The 19,884-nt window shown below is 72.2% G+C and carries 18 protein-coding genes; 14 read left to right on the top strand and 4 right to left on the bottom strand.

What is annotated here, in order from left to right:
• Window positions 1–1,236 precede the first annotated feature (1,236 nt).
• A complete protein-coding gene (locus ACSNOK_RS07015) occupies window positions 1,237–1,815 on the bottom strand; it encodes an SUKH-4 family immunity protein (RefSeq protein WP_436779705.1) in 579 nt (192 codons plus the stop codon).
• A gap of 163 nt (window positions 1,816–1,978) precedes the next feature.
• Entirely contained in the window at window positions 1,979–3,394 is a 1,416-nt protein-coding gene (locus tag ACSNOK_RS07010; protein ID WP_436779704.1) for a Vps62-related protein, read from the bottom strand.
• Between the two features lie 449 nt (window positions 3,395–3,843).
• On the opposite strand from ACSNOK_RS07010, the gene ACSNOK_RS07005 reads away from it, so the two are divergent.
• The 10 genes from ACSNOK_RS07005 (at window position 3,844) to ACSNOK_RS06960 (ending at window position 13,985) form a co-directional block, all read left to right on the top strand.
• The gene (locus tag ACSNOK_RS07005; protein WP_436779707.1) at window positions 3,844–4,206 is read left to right on the top strand and encodes a MarR family winged helix-turn-helix transcriptional regulator; all 363 of its coding nucleotides are present in this window, start codon (window positions 3,844–3,846) and stop codon (window positions 4,204–4,206) included.
• Window positions 4,203–5,636, top strand: a complete 1,434-nt coding sequence (locus ACSNOK_RS07000) for an MFS transporter (protein WP_436779703.1) — start codon at window positions 4,203–4,205, stop codon at window positions 5,634–5,636. Before ACSNOK_RS07005 ends, ACSNOK_RS07000 begins: the two co-directional genes overlap by 4 nt.
• Before the next feature lie 33 nt (window positions 5,637–5,669).
• Complete coding sequence (locus ACSNOK_RS06995; protein WP_436779702.1) at window positions 5,670–5,963, top strand: DUF1330 domain-containing protein; 294 nt, start codon at window positions 5,670–5,672, stop codon at window positions 5,961–5,963.
• Window positions 5,964–6,550: 587 nt separating this feature from the next.
• Window positions 6,551–7,249 carry a DUF4142 domain-containing protein gene (locus ACSNOK_RS06990; protein WP_436779701.1) on the top strand — a complete coding sequence of 233 codons (699 nt, stop codon included), beginning with the start codon at window positions 6,551–6,553 and terminating at the stop codon, window positions 7,247–7,249.
• A gap of 35 nt (window positions 7,250–7,284) precedes the next feature.
• Window positions 7,285–7,881: a class F sortase gene (locus tag ACSNOK_RS06985; protein ID WP_436779700.1), complete on the top strand. Its 597-nt coding sequence runs from the start codon at window positions 7,285–7,287 to the stop codon at window positions 7,879–7,881.
• Between the two features lie 290 nt (window positions 7,882–8,171).
• The gene (locus ACSNOK_RS06980) at window positions 8,172–8,918 is read left to right on the top strand and encodes an ABC transporter ATP-binding protein (RefSeq protein WP_436779699.1); all 747 of its coding nucleotides are present in this window, start codon (window positions 8,172–8,174) and stop codon (window positions 8,916–8,918) included.
• Entirely contained in the window at window positions 8,915–11,437 is a 2,523-nt protein-coding gene (locus tag ACSNOK_RS06975; protein WP_436779698.1) for an FtsX-like permease family protein, read from the top strand. Before ACSNOK_RS06980 ends, ACSNOK_RS06975 begins: the two co-directional genes overlap by 4 nt.
• Window positions 11,438–11,502: 65 nt before the next feature.
• A complete protein-coding gene (locus ACSNOK_RS06970; RefSeq protein ID WP_436779697.1) occupies window positions 11,503–12,741 on the top strand; it encodes a sensor histidine kinase in 1,239 nt (412 codons plus the stop codon).
• A complete protein-coding gene (locus ACSNOK_RS06965; RefSeq protein WP_436779696.1) occupies window positions 12,729–13,376 on the top strand; it encodes a LuxR C-terminal-related transcriptional regulator in 648 nt (215 codons plus the stop codon). Before ACSNOK_RS06970 ends, ACSNOK_RS06965 begins: the two co-directional genes overlap by 13 nt.
• Window positions 13,377–13,841: 465 nt before the next feature.
• Complete coding sequence (locus ACSNOK_RS06960) at window positions 13,842–13,985, top strand: SapB/AmfS family lanthipeptide (protein ID WP_436779695.1); 144 nt, start codon at window positions 13,842–13,844, stop codon at window positions 13,983–13,985.
• A 188-nt stretch (window positions 13,986–14,173) separates the two neighbouring features.
• On the opposite strand, the gene ACSNOK_RS06955 is transcribed toward ACSNOK_RS06960, so the two are convergent.
• Together ACSNOK_RS06955 and ACSNOK_RS06950 are read right to left on the bottom strand one after the other, a co-directional pair.
• Window positions 14,174–14,707: a transposase gene (locus tag ACSNOK_RS06955; RefSeq protein ID WP_436779694.1), complete on the bottom strand. Its 534-nt coding sequence runs from the start codon at window positions 14,705–14,707 to the stop codon at window positions 14,174–14,176.
• Window positions 14,708–15,432: 725 nt separating this feature from the next.
• On the bottom strand, window positions 15,433–15,828 hold the full coding sequence (locus ACSNOK_RS06950; protein WP_436779693.1) for a DUF6192 family protein: 396 nt from the start codon (window positions 15,826–15,828) through the stop codon (window positions 15,433–15,435).
• A gap of 215 nt (window positions 15,829–16,043) precedes the next feature.
• Between ACSNOK_RS06950 and ACSNOK_RS06945 the strand changes: the two genes are divergently transcribed.
• The 4 genes from ACSNOK_RS06945 to ACSNOK_RS06930 all read left to right on the top strand — a co-directional run bounded on the left by ACSNOK_RS06945 (window position 16,044) and on the right by ACSNOK_RS06930 (window position 19,884).
• Window positions 16,044–16,334 carry a chaplin family protein gene (locus tag ACSNOK_RS06945; protein ID WP_436779692.1) on the top strand — a complete coding sequence of 97 codons (291 nt, stop codon included), beginning with the start codon at window positions 16,044–16,046 and terminating at the stop codon, window positions 16,332–16,334.
• A gap of 111 nt (window positions 16,335–16,445) precedes the next feature.
• Window positions 16,446–17,660 (top strand): hypothetical protein, encoded by a 1,215-nt coding sequence (locus ACSNOK_RS06940; protein WP_436779691.1) that lies wholly within the window; start codon window positions 16,446–16,448, stop codon window positions 17,658–17,660.
• Window positions 17,661–17,785: 125 nt separating this feature from the next.
• Window positions 17,786–18,577 carry a HisA/HisF-related TIM barrel protein gene (locus ACSNOK_RS06935; protein ID WP_436779690.1) on the top strand — a complete coding sequence of 264 codons (792 nt, stop codon included), beginning with the start codon at window positions 17,786–17,788 and terminating at the stop codon, window positions 18,575–18,577.
• Between the two features lie 815 nt (window positions 18,578–19,392).
• Window positions 19,393–19,884 carry an RrF2 family transcriptional regulator gene (locus ACSNOK_RS06930; protein WP_436779689.1) on the top strand — a complete coding sequence of 164 codons (492 nt, stop codon included), beginning with the start codon at window positions 19,393–19,395 and terminating at the stop codon, window positions 19,882–19,884.

Raw genomic sequence — 19,884 nt, 5'->3', positions numbered from 1 at the left:
CCCCCACCACCCGCCGCACACACCTCCAGCCCTACCTGACTCCACACACGGGCCCGTCGGCGCACTGAACCTGTTCGCGGCGGAACCACGCAGGAACGCAACCAGCCCGACAGCCACCACCAGCACACGCACCACGCCCACCGGCACCCCGCCGGTGGGCGCGGGCACGACGGACGCGGCCGAACTGCCGCCGGAACCGACGGCCACAACCCACAGGGAGGCGGTCTCCTCATCGCCCTCCCGCTTCAGCTCGGGGACGTAGCGGAGAGTGGTGGTGGCGGCAGGAAGACCGTCGGCTCGGTGCGCAGACATCGGAGTGACGCACCGGATCCGTCCCCGCCACCTCCTCGTCCCAGGCGGGCAAAGGGGCCCTGCGCGCTCCCCCTTCGGGCTTACAACCGTGATACCTGGGCCGGTGAGGGAGAGGTGAAGGGAGGGTTGTGGTCGACGAGTTGGCCGATGCGGTTGGCCGTGTGGGTAACGGTGGCGACACCGACGCGCAGGCCGATCTGGGCGATGACGCGGCCGGGGCGGCCGGGGCCAAGGTCGGCGGTGAGGGTCCGCCAGGAGGTAGACGTCAGCGTGCGCCGAGGCCCACAGGCGCGAGTGACGGGGCCGTCGGTGAAGGCGATCGCGGCTTGGAGGTGCGCCGGACCCCGCGGTGGCTCTCTTGACGATCACGGTGATACGGGTGCCGGCGTCGACGACCAGTTCCGTCCGCTGAAGGCGCAGCAGGTTGGGCGCCAGCGTAGAGGGCGCCTTGGAAGAGGGGGTACTACCGCCCTGGTAGGCGTCGTCGGAGGCGAGGAAGGGGGGTGAACCTGGCACCGTCCCGCGCCCGATCCACCGGTAGATCTGGGTGTAGCACTCGGTGCCGTGACCAGTCTCGAAATGGGTGGCGATGGGCGGTGCGCACACGGGGTAGCACTCCGCGACGGACCGCGCGATCCCTGAACGGGCGGTGGAACCGGTGGCGACGGAGGGGTCACCCTTGCGACCAGACCCACTCGATCTCGGGCACGCTCGGCATCGACACACGCTGCACCGGATCCAGCACCACCAAGGCCCGGTGGGCTTTTCCGGCCGCGTCAGCGCCGCAATCATGTGCCGTCTCCGGAGGGTCGAGAGGCCACAGAGTCTGGTGCGTGGACGAGTCGCCGCCGCCGATGACTACCGGCCCGCCGACCCGCCCGCTGAGCGGCAATGCCGTCGTCCCCTGCCTGCCCGCAGGGCTGTCTACCCCTGCCCCCACATTCCGGCTCCGATATTGGCGACGATTTCGACCCACTCGCTGTGCTCATCGCTGAAGGGACGAGGGTCCCGGAGGCCTATCTCGTGCTTAATAGCGTCTAGGGAATCCGCTAGTGACTCAAGGAAATCCTCGTCATCCTCATAGCCCTCGGGCAGGCTCGCGACGACCTTCGTCAGTTGCGTGACGGTGTGCACCAGCGAGGAGAGGTCGCCGTGCAACGGGACCGGTCGCATGATGCCTTCAGCCAGCTGGTACAGCTCGCCTGCAGGTGTCGCCACGATGGCGCTGATCTCGAAATTGCCGAAGAATACCCAGTCAGTGGCGCCCGCAGGCAGATTCCAGCTTTCACCCAACTCCTCGAACGAGACCGGGGAGAATCCGGAACCAGCGCCGTCAAACGCAGGGAAGGAGACGAACCGGTTTTCCGGTAGCCCAATTCCGGTGAGCAAGGCAAGCGTCTCTCCGCCGAATCCAGCCACCTCCGCCGCCCTCACGGGAACTCGATGGAGCCGATCCTCGCCATAAGTTCGAACGAGTTCGTCCCGGGAAAGTTCGAATATCATCCAATCCTGCCGTATTCCGCTCAGCCCTGACATGGATCGAGTGGGGTGCGAGTCATGTACCGCTTTGACCCGATGGCTGTATCGAGGGTGCGGTCCGCGGCACACCGCGAACCGCACCCCCTCGCTTGTCCCGATGCACCACCCAGGCTACGGCGACGCGTGGTCAGCTGGGCTGCTGCTCTCCGTCCTGCTCGAACTGCTCGGCCAGGGCGGTGATGTCGATCCGGGGCAGCCCCTTGCCGGTCTCCCAGTCGATGTCCGGGGCCTGTGCGAACTCGTCGGCGGCCACGGTGTCGGGGGGATCGATCTCGATGGCGCTCGCGCCGGGTGGGTACGCGTCCACGACGTAGGAGTTGTTGACCCTGAACGACAGCGTCTCGTCACCGACGAGGGTCCCGTCCGCGCGGTAGACCTCCAGGTGGTGCTTCGGTACCCACATGACGCCCGAGGCCCGCTGCGAGACCCGGATCCACTTGGGGATCGAAGCCTCCTCGAACTCGGCGACGTTGACCCTGCGTTCGTAGCCGATCTCGCGTGTGATGTTGACCGAGGCCCCCACGGAGAGCGCCTTGTACGAGATCCCGGCGCTCACGTTGATCTCGATGGTCGTCTTCTCGGTGAAGGTCTTGCCCTCTTCCTTGGAGAACCCGGTCTTCACGTTGGAGCCCGCGTCCGTGGGGTTTTCCCCGTTGCGGTTGTCGGCGTGGACGGCCACTTCCCAGCCGACCTGGCGGTGGATGGTGTAGAAGGGGCTGTTCCGGACCTTCCACTCCTCGCTGCGCTCGGTGTCGTTCACCGCGGTGCAGGGCACGCGCACGATGCGGTCGGTCACCGGGGTCGGTTCCTCGGGCTTGTCGAAGGAGGTCAGCCTCGGCGGCCTGGGGAACGGGCGCTTGTCCACGTCGGCGGGCAGTTCCAGGATCCACGAGCTGGGTGTCGGGTCCGCCACGCCGTAGTGGTTCACCGTGGTCGTGTACTGCGCGGGCAGGAACAACCTCTCCTTGGTGTCGGTCACCGAGGTCGGCGGGGCGTCCAGTCCGCACACCGCCACGTCGGCGTCGGACCCGAAACCCCGGTCGTTCCACAGCGGGGGCAGCACCCGCGCCCCACGGGCGTAGAGGCGCCCCGCGTACTCCTTCTTCACGCACCAGACGGCGTTCAGCGGCGGCGCGGTGTCCCACCCCTCCCACCACATGTCGCCCAAGGCTACGTACCCGGTCGGCGGGATCGGCCTCCAGGCGGAGCCGTCCAGCTTCGCGCCGCTGCCCTTGTCACGCCACACCCGCTCGTAGCGCACCGGGCGGGCCAGCGGGCCTTCGCCGTTGCGCCGGTTGCGCAGCAGCGGCATCGGCCGGCCGGTCTGCGAGCGCTGGTCGCGCACGAGTTCGTCGATGTCCGAGGTGGTGAAGGCGTAGGTTCCCAACGGGCGGAAGGCGCTCACGGCGAGCCCGCCCACGGGGAGCCAGACGTTGATGTGAGGCCGGAGGCCCTGCTGCTTGTCCGCGACGCTGGACCAGATCAGAACGCGGTCGATCGAGTAACGGACGTCGATGTCGCCGAAGGTTTCGAAGGAAGGCACCGTGGCTCCTCTACCTTGATGTGCCCGCGTGGTGCGGGCGCATGGAGGGAGGCTAGGCCGGACCCCGGCGAGGAGACCTCGGAAACCGACGACCTCGGCCGCCACAACATGCGCATTCGGCCATGCTCAGCCGCCCGACGTCGATCGCGAGCGCGGTCGGGACGTGCCGGACGTGCTGGACGCGGTGAACGTGCGTCTTCGCGAGGCCGCGGTAGCGGCACCGGCGTTCGCGGTGGCCGTCCACGAACTCCTCGATTCGAGGCTGCCCTCGCCCCCGAGCGCAACCAGTACAGCCGACGCCAGTCGGCCATTTACATAAGCTGTGAATATAAAAGCGCTATGCTTCGAGCATGAGTCGTCGTCAAGACCCCCCTCTCAGCGCGTCCGCCGCCATCGGAGCAGCCCTCTACGGGCTGGCCACCAGGGCCGCGCGGCGCCTGCCCCGGGACATGAGCCTGACGTCCGCCGCCACCCTGGCCACCCTGGACCGGACCGGCCCGCGGCGCATCACCGATCTGGCCGCGGTCGAGGGCGTCACCCAGCCCGCGATGACCGCCCTGGTGCGGGTGATGGAGGAGTCCGGCCTGGTCGAGCGGCGGGGCGACGCGTCCGACAAGCGGGTCACGCTGGTGTGCCTGACCGAGGCCGGCGCCTCCTACGTCCGGGCGCGGCGTCAGGCGGGCGTCCAGGCGTTCGAGCGGTTGATCGACGAACTCACCGGTGACGAGGTCGAAGCGCTGGTGGCGGCCCTCCCGGCGCTGAAGCATCTGGCGGAGCTCGAAAGCCAGGACCGCGAAGGGCCGAAACAGTGACCGGGCGGCCGGCCGGCGGGGCCACGGCGAAGGCGTTACCGGTGGCGCGCTCCGAGACGCGACCGCCGGTCCCCGCCCTGATGTTCATCGCTCTGGTCGTAGCGGCGGTTGCCAGCCTCGGCACGCCGCTCATCACCAGCGTGGCGACCTCGTTCCACGTCTCGCTCGGCAGCGCGCAGTGGACGCTGACCGTCGCGCTGCTCAGCGGCGCCGTCGCCACGCCGGTCCTGGGCCGGCTCGGAGCCGGACCGCACCGCCGGGCCACGATCCTCGCCACACTGGCGGTCGTCGTCGCCGGCAGCGCGCTCACCGTGCTGCCGCTGCCGTTCGCGTGGCTGCTGGCCGGCAGGGCGGCCCAGGGCGTCGGGCTCGGGCTGACGGCGCTGATGATGGGCGTGGCCCGGGACCACCTCCCCGAGGAACGCGGCGCGGCCGTGATCGCCCTGATCTCGGTGGTCTCGATCATCGGGGCCGGCGTCGGCTACCCGCTGGCCGCCCTGCTCGCCGAGCTCGGCGGGGTACGGGCCGCCTACGGCTTCAGCCTGGCCGTCACCGCCGCCGCCCTCCTGACCGCGTGGCGCTCCATCCCCGAAGCCCCCGAAGGCCGCTCCGCCAAGGTGGACGTGGCGGGCGCGGTCGTCCTGGCCGCCGCGCTGCTTCTGGTGCTGCTCCTCGCCGGCGAACGGAGTCTGTGGAGCCGGCACCTCGCCGTGGCGGCGGGCCTCGCCGTCGTCGCGGTGGTGCTGCTCTGCGTCTGGGCCGTCATCGAGCTGCGCGGCACGACGCCCCTGGTCGGTGTGCGGGCGGTGCGGCACCCGGCGGTCGCCGGTGCGAACCTCGCCATGTTCGTCGGCGGGATCGGCATGTACCTCCTGCTCACGCTCATCACCCGGTACGCGCAGACGCCGCACGGCGCCGGCTACGGCTTCGGGCTGACGACCTTCGTGGCCGGGCTGGTCCTCGTCCCGTTCTCGGTGCTGGGGTTCGTCGCCGGCAAGCTCACGCCGCGCGTCCGGACGCGGATCGCCGACCCCTTGCTCCTGGCCGGCAACGCCGTCGTGGTCGGCGGCGGGTTCGCCCTGTTCGCGGCGGCCCGGTCGAACCTGCCCGAACTGTTCGCCGCCATGGGCGTGCTCGGCTTCGGCGTCGGCGGTTTCTCGGCCGCGATGCCCGGCGTCATCCTGGCCGTCACTCCCAAGAGCGAGACGTCGAGCGCCATGAGCCTCAACTACGTCGTCCGCAGCGTCGGGTACTCCCTGGGCAGCGCCGTCGGCGGCCTGATCCTCGCCGCGGGTACGGGCCCCGGCCGCCTCTTCCCCGACGACAGCGCCTACACCACCGCGGCGCTGGTCGGCATCGGCGCCATGGCGATCACGACGCTGACGAGCCTCGCTCTCGCCCGCCGACGCCCGTCCAAGACCACCCCGTAAGTCGGATTCACTCATTCGAACACTGGAGGTTCCATGCCCAAGGGCTACTGGGTCAGCGTCTACCGGACCATTTCGGACCCCGAGAAGCTGGCCGTCTACAACGAGCTGGCCGGTCCGGCTGTCGCGGCCGGGGGCGGCCGGACCCGCGTCCGCGGCGGTCGGGTCGTGGCGCACGGCGCCGGAATAGCCGAGCGCACCGTCCTGGTCGAGTTCGACAGCTTCGAGCAGGCCGTCGCGACGTACGAGAGCGCGGCCTACCAGGAGGCGCTGGTCGCCCTCTCCGACGGTGTCGAGCGCGACTTCCGTATCGTCGAAGGCATCGACTGACCGAGGTCCGGTCGGAGTCATCGCGGCATTCGGGGACTCCTCAAGGGGCCGGCCCGGTTCCTGCCGCGGCCCGGCCACCAACGGCTGCCGGGTCTCGGCCGGCGAAACCGCGGCCGGATCTCGGCCGGCAACCGCGCCGGCTGCGCCCAGCACTGCGGGGCCCGCGCCTTGTGCGCTCAATCCGGAGCCCACCGGCCAAGCCGATCCGGAGATGTCCGACCCCGCGACACCTGCCAGGGATGATGCCCTGCACAGCATGAGATGAGGCGGCTGCCAGGCCCGGCAGCCGCCTCGCTCCTCCTCCCTCGCCGCTCGACCGCGAGCGATCTCCCGCGCCCGCGGCCCCCTCTGCCCCCTGGCCGAAGACAGGCTGGGCAACCGCGCCAACGCCCCCTCCCCTCACCCCCGCCTGGTCCGAACGGGTGGACCGGATGAGCTGTCCGGGCGGTTTTCGGCGGCCGTACGTGTCACGCCGGCCGGCGGTGGCACTCGGTGGGCGGCCGACGGCGTAGCCGATTCCGGGGACGCGTCGGACGACGGAACTCCGGCCTGCCCGGCCGAGGCCGTCGAGGACGAAAGGAGCCTTCATGAGGAACCGACAGCGAGTCGCCGTCACGGTGGCCGCCCTGGCCATATCCGCGTCCGTCGCGGCGGTCGCCCCCGCGGGCGCTGCAGACAGCGGCGGAGTCACGGACAGCGCTTTCCTCAAGACCGTGCACCAGGGGAACCTGGCGGAGATCGAGTCCGGGAACGACGCGCAGACCAACGCGGTCAGTGCCTGTGTGAAGGACACCGGACGGATGCTGGTCCGCGACCACGGCAAACTCGACGGTGACGTGAAGACCCTGGCCGGCCGGCTGGGCGTCTCCCTGCCGGCCGGGCCGTCGGCCGAGCAGAAGCAGCAGCTGGCCTCCGTACGGGCGAAGGCGGGAAGCGAGGAGTACGACGCCGCCTGGCTGTCGGCGCAGGAAGGCAATCACCGCAAGACGCTGAGCCTGATCGACGAACAGATCTCCTCCGGCCGGAACGCGCAGATCACCGCCGCCGCGAAGGCGGCGCGCCCGGTCGTCGCCATGCACCTGGACCGCGTCAGCGGCGGCACCTGCCACGCCGGGCCGTCGTCGCACGCCGTTCCGGCCGGGGACGGCGGCACGGCGGCCGAGGACGCTGCCTCCGGCGCCCATGACGCCGTCACGGTGGGAGCCACGGCGGCGGGCGGGGCCCTCCTGGCCGGGGCCCTTGCCTGGGTGGTCCGCAGACGCCGCGCCGGCCAGGAGGGCCGCTGAGGATCGTAGGGGCCGGGCACGGCGGTCCGGCCACCGTGCCCGGCCTCCTCGCGCGCACCGTGCTGTGTCTGGCGGGCGCGCTCGGTCTGGCGCTGGCGCCGGCCGTCGTCACTCCCGGAATGGGCCTCGAGGGCGGCCACCCCGCGCACGGCCGAGCGGTGGCCGGGTCTACGGGCGCCTCGTCGCCGCCGGTGGCGGTGGAGATCCCCGGGCGGTTCCGCGCCGAGGTGGTGCCCGTGGCCGCCGACCCCGGCGGTGCGCTGGAGCTGCCCCGCTCCCCCGGCACCGTCGGCTGGTGGGCCCTGGGCGCCCGTCCCGGCGCGCCCGAGGGCACCGTGCTCCTCGCCGGTCACGTCGATACGCGGGAGTACGGGCTCGGTGTCTTCGCGGAACTCCGTGACGTCCCGCTCGGTACCCGTGCCGTGATCACCGACGCCGAGGGGCACCCGCACTCGTACCTGATCACCGAGCGCCGTTCCTACCCCAAGGAGGCGCTGCCCCCGCGCCTGTTCACCGACCGCGGCCCCGCGCGACTGGCCCTGGTCACCTGCGCGGGAACCTACGACCGGCAGCGGCACCGGTATACGCGCAACCTCGTTCTCCTTGGTGACGCGCTCCCCGACGGCCGATGACGTCGTCAGCGATCCGGGCGGCCGAGCGCCGAAGCGAGGACCGCACGGGTCCCGCCGTCGGCGGCGCCGGTGGCCGGACGCGGCGAGCCGAGCCCGCGGCCCGCGCCGGCCCACCGGCACCCACCGGCACCCACCGGCACCCACAGGCACCCACAGGCACCCACAGGCACCCACAGGCACCCACGGGCACCCACCAGCATCGCACGATGACCGGGGTAGGGATATCCCTACCCCGAAGTTACGCGCCGGCCGTGTGGGCGTGCGGCTGCGGTGTCGCGAGGCTTGTGGGTATGTACCTTGCGAGTGATCCGGCCGTCGCCGCGGCGGAGCTGGAAGATGTTTCGAAGACCTACCCGGGCGGTGGCGGAACGCCCGCGCTCCGGGGGGTGAGCACGCGTTTCGCGGCGGGTTCGTTCTCGGCGGTGATGGGTCCCTCCGGGTCGGGGAAGTCGACGCTGCTGAACTGCGCGGCCGGCCTGGAGCGGCCCAGCGCGGGGCGGGTGCGGCTGGCGGGTGAGGACATCGGTGCGCTGCGGGAACCGGCGCTGACTCGGGCGCGGCGGCGCCGGGCCGGTTTTGTGTTCCAGTCGTTCAATCTGGTGCCGGCGTTGTCGGTGTGGCAGAACGTGTTGTTGCCGCAGCGCTTGGCGGGGGTGCGTCCGGACCGGGCCTGGGCCGCGGAGGTGCTGGAGCGTGTGGGGCTGGCCGGGCGCCGGCATGCGCGTCCCGATCAGTTGTCGGGTGGTCAGCAGCAGCGGGTCGCGGTGGCGCGGGCGCTGGCGGGGCGGCCGGAGGTGGTGTTCGCCGACGAGCCGACCGGGGCGTTGGACCTGTCGGCGGGGCGTGAGGTGCTGGCCTTGCTGCGGGAGGCCGTGGACGAGCTGGGGCAGAGCGTGGTGATGGTGACGCACGACCCGGCGGCCGCCGCGTGGGCGGACCGCGTCCTCTTCCTGGCCGACGGCGTGGTCCATTCCCGCCTGGAGCGCCCTTCGGCCGCCGAGGTCGCCGCGGTCATGACGGAGTTGAGCGCCCGATGATCCGTCTCGCTCTGGCCACCGTGCGTCACCGGTGGTGGGCTTTCGCGGGAACGTTCGCCGGTACGGCGCTCGCCGTGGCGTTGGTGGCGGCCTGCGGAACGCTGCTGTGGTCCGCTCTGTCCGCGCCCGCCGGGGCGAACCGCTACGCGGCCGCCGACGCGGTGGTCAGTGCTCAGCGGCAGGTGACCGTCCGCGACGGCGACAAGAGCAGAACCCGTCCGCTGCCGGGCGCGCCCGCGCTTCCCGACGGCCTGGCCGGCCGGTTGGCGGCCGTGCCGGGGGTGGCCCGGGTGACGGAGGACGTGTCCTTCCACGCCCAGCCGCTGTCGGCCGGCGGAGCTCCGGTCGGCGGGAAGGACGGCGCCCCGGTCATGGGGCACGCGTGGTCCTCGGCGCCGCTGACTCCTTACCGGCTCACTGCCGGGCACACGCCCGGCCCGGGCGAGGTGGTGCTGGACGAGGGCCTCGCCCGGCGTGCCGCCGTGCGCGCCGGTGACCGGGTGCGCCTCGCCCTGACCGAGAAGGTGGCCTCGTTCGGCGTCGCGGGGACCGCCGCCACCGGGGAGGGGCCCCAACTGGCCTCCCAGGGCGCCGTCTTCTTCTCCGACCGTGACGCGGCACGGTTCGCCCGGCCGGGCGGTTCGACCGCGCTCGCCCTGCGTTTCGCCCCCGGCGCCGACAGCGGCCGGGTGCTGGCCGCGGTGCGTTCCGCGGCGGGCGCGGACGTGCGGGTGCTCACGGGTGGTGAGCGGGTACGGGCCGACGCCCCGACCGTGCTGGTCGACTACACGGGCGCGGTCGGCGTGTTCGGCTCGATGGCCGGCATCACCGTCTTCGCCGCGTTGTTCGTCATCGCCGGGACCATCGCCTTCACCGCCCGCCAGCGGCTGCGCGAGCTGGCGCTGCTGCGCACGCTGGGGGCCACCCCGCGCCAGGTGCGCCGACTGCTGGGCCTGGAAGCCTGGACGGTCGGGCTGGCCGCCGCGGTCACCGGTGTTCCGCTGGGTCTGTGGCTGGCCGGCCGGCTGGGCGCGCGGTTCGTGGAGACCGGCGCGGTGCCCGCTTCCCTTCGGGTGCACGGCGGAGCGCTGCCGTTGCTGATCGCGGCGGGGACGGGTCTGCTCGTGGCGCGGCTGGCGGCGTTCCTCGCCGGGCGGCGGGCGGCGCGGATCGCACCGGCGGAGGCGATGCGCGAGTCGGCCGCGGCACCGGCCGGAGGCGGCCTGGTACGCCTGCTGCTGGGAGCGACTCTCGTGGCGGGCGCGGTGGCCGTGCTGGTCTTCACCCCGATGCGCGGCGGGATCGGTGTGGGCATGGGCTTCATCGCCTGCGCGCTGCTGATCAGCGGCGCGGCGGCCCTCGGGCCCTGGCTGGTACGCGTGGTGCGCCCGGTGCTCGCGGGGCTGCTGCCCGGTGCGGTCGGCCGGCTCGCGGCCGCCAACGTCCGGCGCTTCCCGCTCCGGACCGCCGGAGCCGCGCTGCCGCTGGCGCTGCTGTTCGCCCTGAACGCGACGATGCTCCTCGACTCCACTCTGCTGGCCGACCTCACCGCCCGGGCGCGCGCGGACCGGACCGCGCCCGCGCCCGCGCGCCTGACCCTGAGCGCCCCCGGCGGTCCCGGTCTGCCGCTGGACGCCTACCGGGCCGCGACCCGTATGCCGAACGCCACGGACGTGGACGCCACACTGCCGACGGAGGTGCTGGTCCGCACGGGCGGCAAGCCGCGGCACCACCCCGCGCAGGGTCTGTACCGCGCGGGCCGGGGCGTGCTGGACCTGGACGTGCGGCAGGGATCGTTGGACCGGCTCGGCGAAGGCGTGGCCGTCAGCACCGATCTGGCCGCGGGCCAGCACTGGCGGGTGGGCGACACGGCGTCCCTGTGGCTGCCGGACGGCACCCGCCTGGCGAAGCCGGTGGTGGCGCTCTACGCCCGCTCGGCCGGCTTCGGCGAGATGCTGCTGCCCGGCCGGCTGGCGGCCGAGCACACCGTGCGTCCCCTGCTGTCGGCCGTGTACCTGGGCCGGCGGCCCGGCCCGGCGGCCCTCTCGGCGGCACGGGCGGACTTCCCCCAACTGGCCTGGGACTCCGGGGCGGTGACCGAACGCGAGGACGCGGAGGCCGCCTCTCAGCAGGCGGCGCTGCGGCTGCTGACCGGCATATCGTTCTCCTTCACGGCCGTCGCCGTACTCAACGTCTTCGCCCTGGCGGCCCTGGGCCGGCGCGGCGAGTACGCGGGCCTGCGGCTGCTGGGCGCCACCGCGCGGCAGGTGAGGGCCATGGCCGCGCGGGAGGCCGTACTGATCGTGGGGACCGGCCTGACGATCGGCGTCGCGATCGCCGCCGCGGTCGTGGGAACGTTCAGCACCGCCCAGGACGGCCACTGGCGCGTGATCGTCCATCCCGGCTGGTACACGGGCCTCCTGACCGGCACGGCCCTCCTCGGCCTGGCCGCCTCCGCCCTGCCCACCCGGCTGGTCCTGCGCGGTGCGGCGGCCCACGGCACCCGAGGCGAGCGATGACGACATCGGCCGGGATCCGCGCCCGGGCCACCGCGGTACGGCGCCGGGCTCATAGGGTGCCGGATATGTTCCACCGCACGATCCGGGCCCTGCGCCACCTGCTGCTCGGCCTCGTCACGGGCACCGGGGCGCTGGCGGTCGTGGTGGCGGGCGCCACAGGATGCGTGGTGCTGGCCGTCACGCACCTGGGCGCCCCCGCCTTCCTCGCCGCCACCGCCGCCGTCCGCCGGCTCGCCGGAGCCGAACGGCGCCGGGCCGCGCTCGTCCTGCCCGACCCCATCGCCGTCCCCTACGCCCCGGTCCGAGCCGCCACGGCGGCCGGCCGGGCCCGGCAGCTCGCCGCCCACCCCGCCACCTGGCGGGACACGGCCTGGCTGACCCTGCTCTTCCCCCTGGCCCTGGTGTGCGCCGTCGTCGCGGTCGTGGTGCTCGCGGTGGACCTGGCGGCCCTCACCTCACCGGCCTGGGCCTGGGCCCTGCCGCCGGCCCACCGCGCCGATCCGGGGTTCACGACGGTGACCACCCCGGTCCGACGGATCCTCACCGCCCTGGCCGCCCTCGCCCTGCTGCCCGGCGTCTGCCGGCTCGTCGAGGCCCTCTCCGCCGGGCAGGCGCGCCTCGCCGCCGCGCTGCTGGCCCCCGGCCGCACCCAGCTCCTGACCGAACGCACCGACCGCCTCGCCCTCACCCGCAGTCGCGCCATCGACGCCCAGGCCGCGGAGCTGCGCCGCATCGAACGCGACCTGCACGACGGCGCCCAGGCCCGCATCGTCGCCCTCGGGATGTCGCTGGCCTTGGCCGACCGGCGGCTACGGCAACTCGGCCCGGCCGCCGACGCCGCCCGGGCGGACCTCGCCGCCGCCCGGGCCGACGTGACCCGCGCCCTGGACGAACTGCGCCACCTCGTGCGCGGCATCCACCCCCCGATCCTCACCGACCGCGGTCTGGACGGCGCCCTGGCCGCCCTCTTCGCCGACCACCCCCTGCCCGTCACCGCCGACGTCCACCTGCCCCGCCGCCTGGCCCCCGCCCTGGACGCCGCCGCGTACTTCCTCATCGCCGAAGCCCTCACCAACACCGCCAAACACGCCCACGCCACCGCGGCCACCGTCACCGTCCGCACCCGCCCCGACGGCACCCTGAACGTCACCGTCACCGACGACGGACGCGGCGGCGCCGACCCCGACGGCCCCGGCATCTCCGGCCTGCGCCGCCGCATCGAAGCCCTCGACGGCACCCTCACCCTCACCAGCCCCACCGGTGGACCCACCACCCTGCACGCGGAGTTCCCATGCGCCTCGTGATCGCCGAAGACCTGCTCCTCCTGCGCGAGGGACTCATCCGCCTCCTCACCGCGACCGGCCACCAGGTCCTCGCCGCCGTCGAGACCGGCCCCGACCTCATCGACGCCGTCACCACCCACCGCCCCGACCTCGCCCTGGTCGACGTCCGCCTCCCGCCCGGCTTCCGCGACGAAGGACTGCGCGCCGCCATCGAAGCGCGCTCCCGCCACACCCCGGCCACCCCGGTGATCATCCTGTCGCAGTACGTGGAACGCACCTACGCCGCGGAACTGCTGGCCGACGGCCGCGGCGGCGTCGGCTACCTCCTCAAGGACCGCGTCACCGACATCGACGCCTTCCTCGACGCCCTCGAACGCGTCGCCGCGGGCGGCACCGCCCTCGACCCGGAAGTCATCACCCAGATCTTCGCCCGCAACAGCCAGGACACCAACCTCGCCCGCCTCACCCCGCGCGAACACGAAGTCCTCGCCCTCATGGCCCAGGGCCTCTCCAACTCCGCCATCGCCGCACGCCTCGTCCTCGCCCCGGTCTCCGTCGAAAAACACATCGGAAACCTCCTCGCCAAACTCGACCTCCCCACCACCAGCGACACCCACCGCCGCGTCCAGGCCGTCCTGACCTACCTCAACGCCTGACCTGTCACGCGCCCCTCGGCGCGTGCGAGCTGCCGGGACGGCGATGAACCCGGCCAAGCGGGCGGGGGCGACAACGGGACCCCGGACAGCGCGAGCGATCTGCGGGACGCCGAGGGACGCCGCCGCTCCGGATGGCTTCCTGCAGGCATCCCCGGCCCCGCGCGGGCGCGCTGTGCGCTGTGCGCTGTCCCGACGGCGCTGGTCGCCGCTGGGCCGGTGGGCCGACGCCAGGACGGCGCCGGTGACCCTCAGGCGTGCCAAGTGCCCATTTGCCATTTCGAAGGCGCGCGTTGAGGGGCCTTCTGTGTCTGGGACTGGCGTGTGGGCGGTACCTCATCCTTGGACGGGGAGTGTGGGTGAGTCGCGCGAGGGGCGTGCGCGCCTGCCGGCTCCGGCGCGTGGGAGTGGAAGGCCGGTCAGGGCCGGTTGTTCGGGCATCAATGAGGTGAGAGGAGGTGAGGAAAAATGGAGATGGTGCTTCTTGATCTGCAAGCCATGAAGCCCTTCGAGGCCGAGGAGGTGGGCCCGGACTTCGCGGCCAGCATCGGTGGCAGTGGCCTCAGCATTTTGCTCTGCCCCGAGGACCCGAGTAACGGCGGGAGTATCTGAGGGTTGCTGATGGGCCGGCCCGGCTGTCGTACGCGCGTACTGCGCGGTCTCGGTTCTCGGCGAACGGGGTGGCTGAGCGGTGGGAAGAGAGGGCCCGGGCAGCAAGCCGCGCAGCGGCGGTGCCTTCGGCGAGTGATCGTCCGCGGCTGCCTTCGGCGTGACGACGATGAGATCGATGTCGGTCGCGGTCAGGCAGCGGCCGGCATGACGGCCGGGACGGTTCGCGGCACCGTTTTCCGGGCCGGTTCACGGGTGAGACAGCGGGTCATCAGCGTGATGGATGCCCAGGTGATGAGCGGCTCACCGACCTGGGGCAGCCTTTCGTGGTCCCGGCAGTGCCGCCGGGCCCTCGTGATCCACAACAGGGAGCCTTCCACCACCCAGCGACGGGGCAGCACCACGAATCTCTTGGTGTTCGGCGGCCTGCGGACGGTCTCCAGCGCGATGTCGCACCGGTCCTTGGCCCAGGCCACGAGCTTGCCGGCATGGTTCGAGCCGGCCCAGACGGTCGCGATTTCCGGGTGCATGACGTTCAGCCGGAACAACGGTTCCTTGGCCGCCTCGCGGTCGGTGACGTCGGCCGGAGTGACCATGACGAGCAGGACCAGGCCGCGGGTGTCGACCGCGAAGTGTTGCTTGCGGCCGTTGATCAGCATGGCCCCGTCGAAGCCGCGGCTGTCCCTGCCGACCGTCTCGGACGCCTTCACGCTCCGGGAGTCCACGACCACTGCCGTGGCCTGCGGCGACTTGCCGCTGCTGATCTCACCGCCCGCCGCAGCTCGTCACGGATCAGACTGATGGCGCCGCAGGCCGCCCAGCACCGGGCGAACCCGTAAATCGTCCGCCACGGGGGGAAATAGGACGGCATCGCACGCCACTTGATGCCGTTGTCGACGAGGATGCTTCTCCGGCCGGTCCCGGCCAACTTCGCAGGCAGCAGGCGGGAGCAGGTCTCAAACAAGGCCCACTCGACATCGGTCGTATCGGACGGATAGCGGAGTCGGCGCATCTCCAAGGGCGGGGTCCTGGCAGCGGCCGGGTGCCGCGGGGGAGCCGGCCAGGGTCAGGCCCCCTGGTCCCTTCTCATGCGTGCCGGCGCCCCTGGGACCAGCGGCCAGGCCGGCCTCGACCGCTTTGATCTGCGTGTTCAGGTAGTTCGCCCACCGGCTGTCGGAGAAGAGCGCCAACCCCGCTCCCACGCCGCCAACTCCGCCTCGCTTACGCAGAAGTGATAACCCTCCTCGCGCGTCCGGATCAGCGGAGGCCAGCCCCGCTCACCGGATAAGTCCCGCAGGGCCCGCAGGCCGCTGCGGGTCTGGCAGAGACTCAGCTCACAGGCGCCCCTCAGGCGTCTGATCATCAGCCCCGACGGGGCTGCCTCCATCAGCACGATCTGGATGAGCTCGACGTGACACTCCGCGGCCGGTGAGCGTTCGCGCACGATCGCTCACCGGTGGAAGGCGCCGAGCAGGTCGACGAACTCCTCCGTCCGCTCGATCCGCCTTACCGCCGGCCCGGCCGGTGAGATCTGGCGGAAGGCCGCCGCCTGCCGGCGGGAACGGTCGGCCTCAGCCCGGTTGACCATGCGACGAGCCGTGTCATCGGCCGCGCCCCACGCGGCGACCTCCGGCCACCGCAGCACATCGCTCGCCACCTTCGCAACGGCGTCGTCCCTCACCAGGCCCCGCACCGCTTCCTCGCCGACGCCGGCGAGGCGGTGTGCCCGGTGTGCGGGAGCCGGTGGATCGCGGGTGTGGTCCGGCGGTCGGCGGCGGTGTACTGCCCGCCGCGGTGCAAGGTGAGGGCTTGGAGGAGCCGGGAGAACCGTTCGGAGAGCGGTCACGGTAACCGCAGCTCGAACACCTCACCGGTCACTGGACTCCTCGTCTTTCCCGTGCGGCCGCCCGGGCGCGCCACCGTGGGTGCGATCCGGGCGAGCCGGGCTTCGAGATCTGGGAGGTGGGTTGCAGTTGCTGAGCACGCCGTGCCGTTTGTCGCGTTTAGGTCGTTGTACGGCGAAGAGATGCTGGACCGGACGAACGGGAACGAGGGTGGCGTATGAGTGCGGCGACGCGGGCCAAATCAGCGTGTAGACGGGCGGCGCTTGCCGGTGCGGGGCTGGGTGCGGTGGCGTTGTCCGCGGCGCCGGCCCATGCGGTCGTCGGCGTCGGCAACGGCACGACGGGCAATGCCTGCGTCGAGGCGGGAGCTCCGCGCGCGGGCGGTGCGACGCAGTTCAGCAAGGGCAGCCTGTCGGGCAACGCCGGGCAACTGCCGGTCGGGCTGCCCCGCAATCACTGCGGCAACAGCGGACTCACCTGTGTTGTGGGCGGCTTTGAGGGCTTCTAACCGTCCACGTGGCCGGTGGTCGGATGACACCATGCCGCGCACTACGTCGTCCTACAGAAAGTGCGGTGGATGACTCCGGCGCTTGATCCCCTGGCAGCGGATGATCCGGCGGTGGCCGAGTGGCTGGCGGCGACCGGCCGTTCCGCTGCCGCGCTCCAGGAGCTCGGGCGGCGGCGCCCGGGGTGCGGACTGACCCGGGCGCTGGCCGTGCTGGCGGACAGCGACGCGCTGGACGACGCGACACTACGCGACGAGCTGGTGCTCGCTCATCGGGCGGCCACGGCGGCGGGGGCGCGTGAGCAGTCGCTCGTCTACGCGATCTACCTCTACACCCACCGGCACTACCAGGCCACCGCCGACCATCTCGTGGTGCACTTCGCCCAGTTCCCGGCCGACGAGATCGCCGGCAGCATGCTGGGCGCCTTCGCCCTCGCCGGCCCCCTGGAGTACCGCGAGCACGGCCACGTCCTCGCCGAGCGGCAGTACGCCCTGGCCGGGCCCGAGTCCTGGCCGTGGGCCTCCTGGCTGGCGGGGGCACGCGCCGAGCAGGGGCGCCCCGACGACGCCTGGGCGCTGGCCGAGCACGCCCTGCACCTCAACCCCCGCTCCGGCCCGGCCGCGCACGCCCGCGCGCACGCCGAACACGACCACGGCACCGGACCCGCCGCCACCGCCTTCATCGACACCTGGCTCGCCGCCGACCCCCACGCCACCCAGCGCCGCCACCTGCAATGGCACGCCGCCCTGCAGTCCATCGCCGCCGGCGACTTCGCCGACGCCCGCCGCCGCGCCGACACCGAACTCCACCACGGAGACGTCGGCATGCGCTCGGCCACCAACTGGCGCCTGCTGCTCGCCGGCCAGACACCCGCCCGTACCGCCGACCTCGACCACATCCACCGCCTCCTGGCCGAACCCGGCGGCTGGGCCGAGGTCTTCCAGACCTTCCAGCTCGCCCTCGGCCTCGCCGTCGCCGCGGACACCGACACCCTCAACGCCCTCTCCCGCCGCGCCGCCGGCGACCCCCGCCCCGACTACGCCGAGGTACTCGCCCCCGTCACCCTCGCCCTGGCCCACATCACCGCCGGCCGCCCGCAAGCGGCCGTCGACCTCCTGAGCGCACTGGGCGAGCGGACCGAACGCATCGGCGGCGTACGCGTCGAACGCGAAATCATCCAGGACACCCTCGCCCGCGCCCTCATCGACACCGGACAGCCCCAACGCGCCGCCCACCTGCTCCGCCACCGCACCACCACACGCCACCACCACACCTACGAGGACCTCCTCCTCACCCCCACGCGAAGCAGCACGGCCTCGGGCGAATGACCGGCTACGGCGGACACCGCCGGCCGGTGCCGCTCCGGCAGCCGGTCAGCACGCAACCAAATCCCCCTATGCCCTTTTTGTGCTTGTTGTGCCTATTTTGGCTAGGTTTCGGGTAGACAGTCGAGGTGGCTACCGTTGAGGAACCCAACACGAGCGGAACGCCGGGCGAGCGACCGAGAGCGTTCACGATCTTCCCGTCGATCCACCTGAGAGACGGCCGGGTAGTACACCTGGTGAAAGGGGAGCCCGGCCCCGAACCGATCAGCGACGACCCTCTCGCGGTCGCCCGCTCCTTCCGGAGGGACGGCGCCGAATGGCTCCATGTGCTGTCCATGAGCACCTCAGGCCACCCCTGCGACCTGGAAGCAATCGCCGCCCTCGTCGAGAAGTCCGGGCTGAAGGTCCAGCTCGCCGGCTCCCACGCGGTCGTCGACGACACCTCCCTCGCCCGGGCCCTCGCCACTGGAGTCCACCGGCTGAACCTGAGCACCGCCGCCCTGGAGGACCGGCGCTGGTGCGCCAAGGTGATTTCCCTGCACGGAGACCGCATCGGAGTGACCCTCCCCGTCTGGATCAGCCCCGACGGCCCCCGCCTGGCCTACCGGGGACGCCTCCAGGACGGCGGGGACCTCTGGTCTCTCATTGAGGACTTCAATCGCATCGGCTGCACGCGCTACGCGGTCACCGATGTCGGCCGCGAGGGAACCATGACCGGCCCCAACCTCCAACTGCTGAAGGAAGTCGCCCAGCGCACCGACGCCCTGATCCTCGCCGCCGGCGGCATCGCCACCCTCGACGACGTACGCGCCGTCGCCAGGCTCGCTCCACACGGAGTGGGCGGTGCGCTCATCGGCCGAGCCCTGTTCGCCGGCGCCTTCACCGTACGGGAGGCCGTCAGCGTTGGTGTCGCCTCGTAGCCCGGTCAACAGACTCACCGCCCGCCACCATGTTGAGGGTGCGAGACCACGCGGTTCCTGACCCACCTCCAACGTCCTGCAGCCAGGGCCGGAAGACGGTCAACAGGTGGTGGCCGCGGGCGTCATGAACCGGCTTGACCTGCGGTGACGCCAGCGTCTCCAGCGGCGAGGCCGGGCGCGGCAGATGACCGAGGCCGAGGATTGGCCCCCGCCGACCTCCCACCTTCCTGAATACCTGTCAAATCGGCGCGTCGACGCCGCCGCATGGGTTGAAGCGGCTGCCGATAGGGAGTCCGGCGAGGTTGCCGCCGACGGTTCCGGCACCGCTGCGGGTGACACCGGCCGCCCGGGAACCCTGGTGGTTGACACAACCGTTGCCGAAGGCAGGGGACAGGACATCGCCAATACCGCCAGCGGACGCCGGAGCTGCGGTAGTGAAACCGATGCCCGTCGCAGCGGCAGTCAGCCTCAGGGCGCAATCCGACACCTGCGCATGCCACGACAACGACGGACCCATGACTCCGGTCGCTCTGCTCTCGCCAACGGGATCCCGACTGTCCACCCATCGGCTACTGGCAGCTCGAACACGTACCCATTCGTACGCGGCCACAACAGCGGAAAGCCGCCGTCGCGGGAGCGACGGCCGCTTGAGCGCCTGCGAGGGTGGGCCGATCAACGAGCCAGCCGGCCGGGATGACGATGAGCCGACCCTCCGCACTCTCGGGCAGCGACCGACGTGCAACTGACCTTGCGTCACCGGACACTTCACGTCCGAATGAGTGGCGCACCGAATTCTGGATAGTTAGTATCCAGGTATGCGCATGGGTGAAGGCGTGGAGTGGGGGTTGCACTGTTGCCTGACGCTGGCCTGGCTCGACAACGAGCCGGTGCCGTCGGCGAAGCTCGCCGCCCTCTTCGATATCTCGCCCACGTATCTCAACAAGTGCCTCCAGCGCTTGGTCAGAGCGGAGATCCTCACCTCGACGCCCGGCTCGCGGGGTGGCGTACAGCTCGCGCGAGCCCCGGAAGACATCACACTCATGGATGTCGTCGCCGCCCTGGAGGGGCGGGAAACGCTCTTTCGCTGCACGGAGATCCGGCAGCAGGGGGCAGCGGGCGCGGAGACTTCCGCGCGTGAGTTCACGCGACCGTGCGGCATCGCCACCGCGATGCGCCGAGCGGAACTGGCCTGGCGGCGCGAGCTGGCCGGGCAGACCATTGCTGACCTCATGGCCTCGGCGCCGACCAGTTCCGCGCGCCGGATCCGCCGCAGCTACGACCACATCAGCGCCCGCCCCGGAGTCTGA

The sequence above is a fragment of the Streptomyces sp. URMC 126 genome (assembly GCF_051386555.1).
In the GTDB taxonomy this organism is placed as follows: Bacteria; Actinomycetota; Actinomycetes; order Streptomycetales; family Streptomycetaceae; genus Streptomyces.
This window is presented reverse-complemented; position numbering and strand designations above follow the sequence as displayed.

Coding starts and splice junctions, on each gene's coding strand:
- ACSNOK_RS07015 (WP_436779705.1), bottom strand. CDS start 1,815: ATGATATTCGAACTTTCCCGGGACGAACTCGTTCGAACTTATGGCGAG.
- ACSNOK_RS07005 (WP_436779707.1), top strand. CDS start 3,844: ATGAGCCTGACGTCCGCCGCCACCCTGGCCACCCTGGACCGGACCGGC.
- ACSNOK_RS06995 (WP_436779702.1), top strand. CDS start 5,670: ATGCCCAAGGGCTACTGGGTCAGCGTCTACCGGACCATTTCGGACCCC.
- ACSNOK_RS06990 (WP_436779701.1), top strand. CDS start 6,551: ATGAGGAACCGACAGCGAGTCGCCGTCACGGTGGCCGCCCTGGCCATA.
- ACSNOK_RS06980 (WP_436779699.1), top strand. CDS start 8,172: ATGTACCTTGCGAGTGATCCGGCCGTCGCCGCGGCGGAGCTGGAAGAT.
- ACSNOK_RS06975 (WP_436779698.1), top strand. CDS start 8,915: ATGATCCGTCTCGCTCTGGCCACCGTGCGTCACCGGTGGTGGGCTTTC.
- ACSNOK_RS06970 (WP_436779697.1), top strand. CDS start 11,503: ATGTTCCACCGCACGATCCGGGCCCTGCGCCACCTGCTGCTCGGCCTC.
- ACSNOK_RS06965 (WP_436779696.1), top strand. CDS start 12,729: ATGCGCCTCGTGATCGCCGAAGACCTGCTCCTCCTGCGCGAGGGACTC.
- ACSNOK_RS06960 (WP_436779695.1), top strand. CDS start 13,842: ATGGAGATGGTGCTTCTTGATCTGCAAGCCATGAAGCCCTTCGAGGCC.
- ACSNOK_RS06945 (WP_436779692.1), top strand. CDS start 16,044: ATGAGTGCGGCGACGCGGGCCAAATCAGCGTGTAGACGGGCGGCGCTT.
- ACSNOK_RS06930 (WP_436779689.1), top strand. CDS start 19,393: ATGCGCATGGGTGAAGGCGTGGAGTGGGGGTTGCACTGTTGCCTGACG.